Source organism: aff. Roholtiella sp. LEGE 12411 (assembly GCF_015206995.1).
GTDB lineage: Bacteria > Cyanobacteriota > Cyanobacteriia > Cyanobacteriales > Nostocaceae > Komarekiella.
Genome location: NZ_JADEXR010000194.1, coordinates 1 through 9,992, shown reverse-complemented (window position 1 = coordinate 9,992; position 9,992 = coordinate 1). Strand labels below are relative to the sequence as shown.

The 9,992-nt window shown below is 43.1% G+C and carries 8 protein-coding genes; 4 read left to right on the top strand and 4 right to left on the bottom strand.

The genetic code is table 11. The annotated features are described in order from the left end of the window. Positions 1–453 precede the first annotated feature (453 nt). The 4 genes from pstB to pstS form a co-directional block, all read right to left on the bottom strand. Complete coding sequence (pstB, locus tag IQ246_RS26620; protein WP_194006303.1) at positions 454–1,260, bottom strand: phosphate ABC transporter ATP-binding protein PstB; 807 nt, start codon at positions 1,258–1,260, stop codon at positions 454–456. A gap of 57 nt (positions 1,261–1,317) precedes the next feature. After that, complete coding sequence (pstA, locus tag IQ246_RS26615; protein WP_194006302.1) at positions 1,318–2,199, bottom strand: phosphate ABC transporter permease PstA; 882 nt, start codon at positions 2,197–2,199, stop codon at positions 1,318–1,320. A 20-nt stretch (positions 2,200–2,219) separates the two neighbouring features. Continuing rightward, entirely contained in the window at positions 2,220–3,170 is a 951-nt protein-coding gene (gene pstC / locus IQ246_RS26610) for a phosphate ABC transporter permease subunit PstC (protein WP_194006301.1), read from the bottom strand. 198 nt (positions 3,171–3,368) lie between these two features. Then, positions 3,369–4,541, bottom strand: a complete 1,173-nt coding sequence (gene pstS, locus IQ246_RS26605; RefSeq protein WP_194006300.1) for a phosphate ABC transporter substrate-binding protein PstS — start codon at positions 4,539–4,541, stop codon at positions 3,369–3,371. Between the two features lie 357 nt (positions 4,542–4,898). Here pstS and IQ246_RS26600 point away from each other — a divergent pair, with 357 nt between their 5' ends. The 4 genes from IQ246_RS26600 (at position 4,899) to IQ246_RS26585 (ending at position 9,957) form a co-directional block, all read left to right on the top strand. Then, positions 4,899–5,486, top strand: a complete 588-nt coding sequence (locus IQ246_RS26600; protein WP_194006299.1) for a biotin transporter BioY — start codon at positions 4,899–4,901, stop codon at positions 5,484–5,486. Between the two features lie 108 nt (positions 5,487–5,594). Next, positions 5,595–6,071 (top strand): signal peptidase II, encoded by a 477-nt coding sequence (gene lspA, locus IQ246_RS26595; RefSeq protein WP_194006298.1) that lies wholly within the window; start codon positions 5,595–5,597, stop codon positions 6,069–6,071. Between the two features lie 506 nt (positions 6,072–6,577). Further along, complete coding sequence (locus IQ246_RS26590; RefSeq protein WP_194006297.1) at positions 6,578–7,282, top strand: hypothetical protein; 705 nt, start codon at positions 6,578–6,580, stop codon at positions 7,280–7,282. A 398-nt stretch (positions 7,283–7,680) separates the two neighbouring features. After that, entirely contained in the window at positions 7,681–9,957 is a 2,277-nt protein-coding gene (locus IQ246_RS26585; RefSeq protein WP_194006296.1) for a transglycosylase domain-containing protein, read from the top strand. Positions 9,958–9,992: the final 35 nt, after the last annotated feature.

The window sequence follows — 9,992 nt, the reverse complement described above, 5'->3', positions numbered from 1 at the left end:
GCGCACCACTGGAAGCGGTGAAGATGTACATCCAAAATCAGAAAGAAACTTGACGGCGAATAAATTCGCCAACGGCTAACCCCCATAAATGAATTTAGGGGCTAGCCCGCCGTTGAGACTTTGGTCTAAATTTTGCTACAGCTGTGGGACTCGATTAGTTAAACCTAATTGATTTAGTGCGATCGCCCTAATTTACCCTTTAAATGTCCCTCTTTGAAAATTGCTAAAAATCAGATCAGTGCTGAAACTAACGGTGATGTCGCGGGTTTAGATACAAAAGGGCACAACAATGTTGTGCCCTTTTGTATCTAAAAATCTGTAAAACCTGCGGGGAAAGTATAGCAGTTGTCACATAGCTTAGAACATAAACTCATTGTAAAATCCTGACACCAAGCGAAAATTCAGAGCCTTTCGAGCCTGTTTCCTGTTTCTTGTTCTCTACTAATAGAACTTTTATCCAAATCTGCCGCTGACGTAATCTCGGGTATCTTCTTGCTGAGGATTGTTGAAAATCACTTCTGTTGAGTTGTATTCTACCAAAAAGCCAATACGACCACCGGTGTCTGTAGACCGAACGTTGAAAAAGGCAGTTTTATCAGAAACCCGCGCAGCCTGCTGCATGTTGTGGGTGACGATGACAATAGTGTATTTTTGTTTAAGTTCGTGAATCAATTCTTCAACCCGCAAGGTGGAGATTGGGTCAAGAGCAGCACAAGGTTCATCCATCAATATAACTTCTGGTTGAACTGCGATCGCGCGAGCAATACATAATCGCTGTTGCTGTCCACCAGATAAGGCTGAGCCATTTTGTCGTAATTTGTCTTTTACTTCATCCCACAAAGCTGCTTGCCGCAAACTCCGTTCTACCAGTTCATCCATATTACCTTTGTAGCCGTTGATTTTGGCTCCAAAAGCAATATTGTCATAAATTGATTTCGGAAATGGATTGGGTCTTTGAAAGACCATCCCAATTCTACGACGCACCTCTACAGGATCAATCTCGGTTGCATACAAGTTTTTATTGTAAAAAAATACCTTACCTTCTGCCCGAAATGAATCAATCAGGTCGTTGAGACGGTTATAGCATCGCAGCAACGTACTTTTACCACAACCAGAAGGGCCAATAAAGGCTGTCACCTGATTTTTCGGAATATCTAGCCAAATATTTTGTAAGGCTAAAAACTTGCCGTAGTAGACGTTGAGGTTTTCGGTGCGTAAAACGGTTTCAGTGTCATTCACTGTACTAATGTTAGTAGCCATAAAGTAGGTGTATTATTAATTTTAGTGATGTAAATTTGCCCTGAAAATGCTATTTTACTAATCTTTTTTGCTAGTTGCCCAGCGAGCAATGATACTTGTAATTAGAACCATCAATACCAAAATTAAAGAGGCTGCCCAAGCTAGTGACTGCCAATTTTTAAATGGAGAAATAGCGTATTTGTAAACCAAAACAGCTAGGGAAGCTGTTGGTTGAAATAAGCTATCGGGCCAGAAGTTGGAAAATAGAGCTGTAAACAGTAAGGGTGCAGTTTCTCCTGATGCTCTAGCGATCGCCAATGTTGATCCAGTTACAATTGCTGGTAGGGCTGCTGGCAATACCACTTGACTCACTGTTTGAAACTTAGTTGCTCCTAATCCCACAGATGCTTGTCGTAAATCTTGCGATACTAACTGTAAAGCTTCGTCTGTAGTTCGCAAGATAATTGGCAACATCAAAATTGCCAGCGCAAACCCTCCACCTAAAGCTGAATATGAGCCTAAATTAAGTTTTACTAATGATAAAACTACAATCCCATAGGCAAAGACCCCAGCAATAATTGAAGGAACTCCACTGAGGACGTTGGCTGCAAAACGTATACCCCTGGCGACTTGAGGAGAGCTAAATTCTGTGATGTAAATTGCCCCTAAAACACCAAAGGGGATGCTAATCACTGCTCCAATTCCTACCATTAACAGTGTTCCCAAGATTGCGTTACCAAAGCCTCCGCCCTTTTGTAAAGCTTTGGGTGGTAGTTCCAAAAACACACTAGGACTCAGACTGCTAAAACCTTGAATAATGACGTAAGAAAGCACCGCTATCAAAGGTATAAGTGCCAATACTCCGCAGGTAAATGCTACTATAGTCATCACTGTGTTAAACAGCGTCCGGGGAGACATGGAGGAGCGAGTTAGACTACGCTCTGGAAAACTAGAAGTCATAAATTCAACCCACAACTACGCTACACTCGTTTGACTCGAAGAACGAGCAACTCTGCCAGAATATTTACTACCAACGTCAAGAAAAATAGAACTAATGCGGCATACATTAAAGCCGCAACTTGCAAACCACTGGCTTCTGAGAATTGATTTGCCAGTAGAGAAGCGATCGTATTAGCAGGTGCAAAAAGAGAGACACTAATGTTGTTTGAGTTACCAATCAACATCGTCACAGCCATTGTTTCTCCCATTGCCCGACCCAGTGCTAACATTACAGCACTAACTATGCCCGAAAAAGCTGCTGGGATCATAACTTTCAAAATCGTTTCCCAGCGTGTTGCTCCTAGTCCTACAGCTGCTTGGCGCAAACTGGAAGGTACAGAAATCAAGGCATCACGGGATAAGGCGGTAATGATGGGCAAAGTCATAATCGCTAAGATGATTCCCGCTGGCAACATTCCTGGCCCTGTGGGAGAGGTGCTAAAAATTGGCAACCAACCAAAGTAATTATTAAGCCATTTTCCCAAGTTGGTTAAGATTGGGATTAATACGAAAATCCCCCATACTCCGTAGACAACACTAGGAATAGCTGCAAGCAGTTCTACCGAAAATACAAGTACTGTCCGCACCTTTGAGGGAAGAAAATTCTCGCTCAGTAAAACAGCGGTACCAACTCCAATCGGTACAGCTATCAACAGACCAATAAAAGAGCTTACAAGAGTTCCATAAACTTGAGGCAGTACCCCATAGTTATCGTTAACTGGATTCCAACTGCTATTAGCTAAAAATTCAGCACCGAATTTTTGGATGGCAGGCCAAGCTCCAGTTGCAACTTGTAGTGCAATCCATAGTAAGATAGCAGCGATCGCAAATGCGAAAATTCGAGTTAGCCAAACAAAACCTCGATCCAGCGACTTTTCTACTTCTGAGCGATTTTTCATCGCTGATGACAGATTCTGAGAATTTGTAGTCATGACTACCGACTTTAACAATTAAATTGAGAGAAAAATGTGGGAGGGAACCAGATCAGTGAAATTGTCGCCTCATCATCTCTTTAACCCGAGACGCCAATAACTTAAAGTTTCAAGTTAAAAAGCCATCAAGCAACAAGTTCAGCGACCAGTCAACCAATTATTAACTAGCTATATCTCTGCTTGGACTACTGCTTAACGCTACTTGCTAGCGCTAGCACCACTGCCAACGGCGATTTTATAGTCTGGACTAATTTGGTCGGCAGCAGCAGCCACTTTTGTAATCACGTTTTGGGGTAGAGGAATATACCCTAGTGCAGCAGCTTGCTTCTGACCATCAGTTAAGGCGTATTCAATAGCGGCTTCCATTGCTTTGGCTTTTGCCGCATTGGGATATTTCTTGTAAACCAACAGCCAAGTGTAGGTGACGATAGGATAGGAATCTGCTCCTTCTGGATCGGCAATGAAAGCACGCAGATTTGCTGGTAACGTTACTGATTCTAGGGTTTTAGATGCTGACTCTTCAGTCGGTACAACTAACTTACCGCCTTTGTTTTCCAGAGCTGCAAACTTGAGATTGTTTTGTTTGGCGTAGCCGTACTCAACGTAACCAATAGAACCTTGAGTTTGTTGGATTTGTGCAGTAATACCTTCATTACCTTTGGCACCAACTCCCACAGGCCAGCTTACAGTTTTGCCTTCGCCAACTTTACTTTTCCACTCTGGGCTAATGGCACTTAGGTGTTTTGTGAACACGCCTGTGGTTCCGCTACCATCAGAACGATACACAACCGTAATCGGCTGGTTAGGAAGCTTGGCACTAGGGTTAGCAGCAGCAATTTTTGGATCGTTCCAAGTCTTAATTTTGCCTAGTAAAATATCAGCATAAACCGCTCGTGGTAGATTCAATTCTGCAACATCTGGCAAGTTGTAAGCCAGTACAATGCTACCAGCAGTCACAGGTAGTAAAATAACACCCTTATCCTGTGGCACCTTCTGGATTTCTTCATCCTTCATAGCAACGTCGCTAGCGCCAAAGTCTACAGTACCTTTGATAAATTGCTCAACTCCAGCACCGCTACCAACTGACGCATAGTCAACTTGCAGATTCGGATATTTTTTGTTCAAATCCGTAAACCACGTATCATACAGTGGTGCAGGAAAAGATGCACCAGCCCCTGTTAATTTTACGTTTCCACCAAGATCTAGCTTGGCTGGGCTAGAGGCAGTAGTATCTGTAGCAGTTCCAGAAGGGGTAGTTGTATTATCTGAAGTTTGCTGTCCGCCACAAGCAGCTAGGCTTATTGTCAGTGCTAGCACTGAAATTGAAGCTGTGAGGCGATGATTTTTTATTACATTTAGAGGTGAAAGCATCGCTATTGATTTTTAGTAAATTTCCAGGGGAGCGCTTCTAAGATACCCTCAAATGGTAAGGCTCAAGGTAAACAAAAGGTTAACAAAATGAAAAAAATATTTTTTTCTATGAAGACTGAACACTTATTTCTACTTTGGCTTGATAAAATTTATACTTTTTTTAAAAAAACTTAGTGACAATGAATACATTGAAAATTAAGTTATGTATTTTTACAAAACACAATTAATAATGTAGTTTTATTTGTCAAATTACCAAAAAAAATATGCTAAGGGACAAAATTTAAATTTATTTAGATATTAATGTCTATACTGGTTGCTGTTGGTTTTCCCTTTTGCCCTTCCCCTTTTGCCTAATAAATGTTTGCCGTTTCCAATCAATTACTATGGTCCATGATTGGCTTACTCCTGACAATGGGTGGCACTTTCTTAGAAGCTTATGGCATCACCTTACCTTGGAGTTGGAGTAAGCAAGGAATTCAGACTTTTTCTTTAGGTGTCACTTTTCAAATTGGTGCAGTGCTATTGGTGGGTTGTTTAGGGGGTAAAAATGCTGGTGCGCTTTCGCAAATTGCCTATTTAGTCATGGGGCTAACCTTATTACCTGTATTTGCCGATGGCGGTGGTATCGGTTATGTCAAGCTATCTCAGTTTGGCTATCTGCTAGGCTTTATTCCTGGAGCTTGGGTTTGTGGCTTGTTCGCCTTTAAAGCCAGACCTAGACTAGAAACTCTCGCCTTTAGTTGCATTTGTGGCTTGTTAACTCTCCACGTATGCGGTATTACTTATTTGATTATTAGCTATCTTTTTCAGTGGAAAGGCACAGAAAATTTACCATTAATACAAGCAATTTTGAGATACTCTTGGTTTGCACTACCAGGCCAATTAGCTGTAGTCTGTGCCGTCACCGTAATAGCATTTATATTGCGTCACTTAATGTTTTATTAGTTCGTTGTTATTCGTCCTTTGTCATTTATCCTTTGTCAAAAGCTAATGACTAATGACTAATGACCAATGACCAATGACCAATGGCAAATGACCAATGATTAATTCACTATGTATTTAAAAAATCGCCTTTTTTGGATCGCTTCCTTCATAGCTTTTTCCTTAGATCAACTGACAAAATACTGGGTAGTGCAAACCTTCAGTTTGGGACAGACGCTACCGCTGTTACCGGGGATATTTCACCTCACCTATGTCACCAATACTGGTGCAGCTTTTAGTCTGTTAAGCGGGAAAGTAGAGTGGTTGCGCTGGCTATCTTTAGGAGTGAGTTTAGTATTGATAGCATTGGCATTGTTTGGGCCAGTGTTAACTCTTTGGGATCAGCTGGGCTATGGCTTGATTTTAGGTGGCGCTATAGGTAATGGTATTGATCGGTTTGTTTTAGGCTACGTCGTTGATTTTCTCGATTTTCGCCTGATTAACTTTGCTGTATTTAACGTAGCAGATTCATTTATTAGTACTGGCATTGTTTGCCTGTTAATTGCCTCCCTGCAAAAAACACCGACTTCCAGTCGCAGATCGCGGTAGTTTAGCACTTATGCATTTTTAGGCAATTACATCATTGTGACTGTGGATTTTTGACTCTTGACAACCTCAGCACGAAATATACAAGTTTATTTGCGTAACAGCTTAGCTTTTGCTTCTAACCTGCTGCTGTGTGTTTTCTTAAAACATTTTTTCAGCCAGAGTGGCTTTGCTCTCATCTAATTGATCTACAAATGAATAAGCATTTTTTCTAAAAAATTAGCAGTCGTTTTGAAACGATAAAGCCTGGGGTTGGTTGATAACCCCAGGCTTTTGACGACTGAAACCCTACTCAGTTTTACTGAGATGACTTGAGCGATTGGTTCCAGCTATTTGCATCGGACGCCAACTAATCTAAGTCTTGGCAGATTTTCAGATGCACGGACTATCATTGACTGCAAATTGGAAGTCCCTTATGCCTTAGCTTTTACTTTTAGTTACCTGGAGTAGGAGTTGTTGGCGAACCAGAGTCTGGGACTGTACTGGGAGAGCTAGTACCTGGTTCAGTAGTGCTACCGGGGCTGCTAGGCTCAGGTGATGTTGGGCTTCCTGGTACTGGAGTCAAGTTGTTAGGTGTGCCAGGCTCAGGTGATGTTGGGCTTCCTGGTACTGGAGTCAAGTTGCTAGGTGTGCCAGGTTCAGGTGATGTTGGGCTTCCTGGTATTGGAGTCAAGTTGCTAGGTGTGCCAGGTTCAGGTGATGTTGGGCTTCCTGGTACTGGAGTCAAGTTGCTAGGTGTGCCAGGTTCAGGTGATGTTGGGCTTCCTGGTACTGGAGTCAAGTTGCTAGGTGTGCCAGGTTCAGGTGATGTTGGGCTTCCTGGTATTGGAGTCAAGTTGCCAGGTGTGCCAGGCTCAGGTGGGGTAATGTTTTCTGGTGCTGGAGTTGTGCTATTGGGACTAGTACTACCCTCAGAAGGCGTGGTTTCTGGTACTGTAGTGCTACCAGGCGTGCTGGGTGTAACAGCTGTGCCGCCCGGACAACGGGAATTAAGGGGGGAGCGCTCACACAGAATTTTAAATCCTTCTGGTGACAAATTGATTTCCGTTGGCGTACTAGTGGATTGGCTACTGGATTGGGCTATAAGGGATTTACTAGAAGATTGGGCAACAGCAATATTAGTGGAGAGTGCCAAAGTAAGAGCTGTGCCAATCAGGGTAAGAGATTTTCCCATCATTCTGAAATTAACCTCAACGGAACTCTCGGCCCATTAAATCAGACAATGAGTTTTTTAAAATCTTCCTAAATGAAGATGTTTGTGTTTGTTTCAGAATTTTTTCATGTGTTGAGGTAGTGGAATTTAAATCCTTTATTTATGATTTATTAGTGTTTAAAATTACAAAAATAAAAAACATGTTGTCTTTACTTAGGGCAGAAAAAGTAGACATGATCTGCACTCTACCAGTGTGTAAACATATAGTGCCTCAATGTAATAAGTTACAAAAATCACAGTTTAATTGAGCTTTTTGAATAACTTTTGGTATAAATTTTAATTTTTAATAATCCCGTACAGCCGATTTCTTTTTTGGCTTACGAGTAAAATGGTGGAAGATTAACATTTAAGATTGCAATTCCCCCGATATTTCACTAAAGAGTGTGATGTGAATAGCCGATGAGTTCCCCTACCCAACCCCCTCGAAAGCCTCAAACGTTACTTGGTCAACTGACTCAAGCAGTACATACCATTCAAGCTAGGGTTGATTTTTCCAAACTGGCGCTCAAGCCTAATGCCAAAGTACCGGAACTATGGGTGCAAGATGCGGGGGCGGATAAAGCGGAGATATATCCGCTATTGGGCGATCGCTATATCCTAGGTCGCAGTTCTAAATCCAGCGATATCGTTATCCGTAACCCAGTAGTCAGCCAAATTCACCTGTCACTGTCGCGGGATTCTACTCAACGTACACCCGTTTTCATCATCAAAGACGAAAACTCCACCAATGGTATTTATCGTGGCAAGCGCCGAGTTAGTTCTTTAGAACTGCGCCACGGGGATATCCTCACTCTGGGGCCACCAGAACTTGCTGCCTCTGTGCGCCTCCAATACGTTGATCCACCAGCCTGGTATGTCAAAGCGGCAACATGGACAACTTACGGTGTCGGTGGCGTAAGTGCCTTATTGGCGCTAGTAATTGGCGTCGAATGGCTAAAATTTTCAGTGAAACCCTTACCCACAGCGACCCGCGCCCCAGTGGTGGTTTACGCCCGTGATGGAGCCACTCCCCTGCGAGAGCCTCGGACTACCTCCCACGTAGATATGAAGCGATTGGAGGAATTTGGCCCTTATTTGCCTGTTGCTGTCGTAGCTTCAGAAGATAGCCGTTATTACTGGCACTTTGGGGTTGACCCCCTGGGGATTTTACGAGCCGTGTTGGTAAATAGCCGCAGTGGAGATGTGCAGCAAGGAGCTAGCACTGTTACCCAGCAAGTTGCCCGCAGTTTGTTCCGCGAATATGTAGGCAGACAAGACACCCTCGGACGCAAATTGCGAGAGGCTATTGTCTCTTTGAAGCTAGAGACATTTTACAGCAAAGATGAAATTTTACTGACTTACTTAAATCGGGTTTTTTTGGGGGCAGATACCTCTGGGTTTGAGGATGCTGCTCGATATTACTTTGATAAGTCAGCTAAAGAATTAACTCTGTCTGAAGCAGCAACTTTAGTGGGAATTTTACCAGCTCCCAACGCTTTCGATTTTTGCGGAGATGGCCCAAATAAGCTAGAAGCATCTGAATACCGCAACCGCGTGATTAAGCGATTGCTAGAAATGGGCAAAATTAAACCAGAAGATGCCAACCGAGCCAGACGCTCCACTGTCCAAGTTAGCCCCAAAGTTTGCGAACAGCAAGCCAAAACCATCGCTCCTTATTTTTATAGTTATGTCTTCCAAGAACTCGAATCAATTTTGGGAGAAGGAGCAGCAAAAGAGGGAAATTATATTATTGAAACCCAGCTTGATCCAGCGATCCAAGCTCAGGCAGAAGTAGCTTTGCGTAATTCGGTAAATAGCACTGGGGCAAATTTTAATTTTTCTCAAGGAGCAGTAGTTACCCTTGACTCCAATAGTGGCAGTATCCTGGCAATGGTGGGCGGGACTGATTACAGAAAAAGTCAATTTAATCGTGCTGTCCAAGCTAAAAGGCAACCAGGTTCCACCTTCAAAATATTTGCTTACACAGCTGCAATTCAACAAGGAATTCCAGCATCAAAAAGTTATTCTTGCTCTCCTTTGAGTTGGCAAGGCTTTACTTACAAACCATGTCGTGCTGGTGCTGACACTAGTTTAGATATTGCCACTGGGCTTGCGCTTTCAGAAAATCCCATCGCTCTACGAGTAGCCAGGGAAGTCGGACTAGATAAAGTGGTGACAATGGCCCAGCGTTTAGGGATCAAGTCGCCTCTCGATCCAGTTCCTGGTTTAGTATTGGGTCAAAGTGTAGTAAATGTTTTAGAAATGACTGGTGCTTTTGGCGCTATTGGCAATCGTGGTGTGTGGAATCCTCCTCATGCGATTAGCCGAATTCTAGACAGTGGAGATTGTAAGGATCGCAACGATATCAAAACTTGCCGTGTGATCTACTCTTTTGATCGCGATCGTCGGGACGCCAATAAACCAGTGCTACCAAATGGTGTAGCCGATGAAATGACTGGCTTGATGCGCGGGGTAGTCACCAGAGGTACTGGTCGTAGTGCATCCATTGGGCTGGGGGAAGCTGGGAAAACAGGCACAACTGACAAAAACGTTGACTTATGGTTTATTGGCTTTATTCCTAACCGCCGACTCGTGACCGGTGTTTGGTTAGGAAACGACGACAATTCCCCCACATCTGGTAGTAGTGCTCAAGCAGCTCAGTTATGGGGAAATTATATGAGGAGAATTACAAGATGAATTGGGAATGGGGGATGGGGCATGGGGCATAGGGC

What these genes read in the sequence shown, in the direction of transcription:
- pstB (WP_194006303.1), bottom strand. Translation starts at nt 1,260, where the DNA reads ATGGCTACTAACATTAGTACAGTGAATGACACTGAAACCGTTTTACGC.
- pstA (WP_194006302.1), bottom strand. Translation starts at nt 2,199, where the DNA reads ATGACTTCTAGTTTTCCAGAGCGTAGTCTAACTCGCTCCTCCATGTCT.
- pstC (WP_194006301.1), bottom strand. Translation starts at nt 3,170, where the DNA reads ATGACTACAAATTCTCAGAATCTGTCATCAGCGATGAAAAATCGCTCA.
- pstS (WP_194006300.1), bottom strand. Translation starts at nt 4,541, where the DNA reads ATGCTTTCACCTCTAAATGTAATAAAAAATCATCGCCTCACAGCTTCA.
- IQ246_RS26600 (WP_194006299.1), top strand. Translation starts at nt 4,899, where the DNA reads ATGTTTGCCGTTTCCAATCAATTACTATGGTCCATGATTGGCTTACTC.
- lspA (WP_194006298.1), top strand. Translation starts at nt 5,595, where the DNA reads ATGTATTTAAAAAATCGCCTTTTTTGGATCGCTTCCTTCATAGCTTTT.
- IQ246_RS26585 (WP_194006296.1), top strand. Translation starts at nt 7,681, where the DNA reads ATGAGTTCCCCTACCCAACCCCCTCGAAAGCCTCAAACGTTACTTGGT.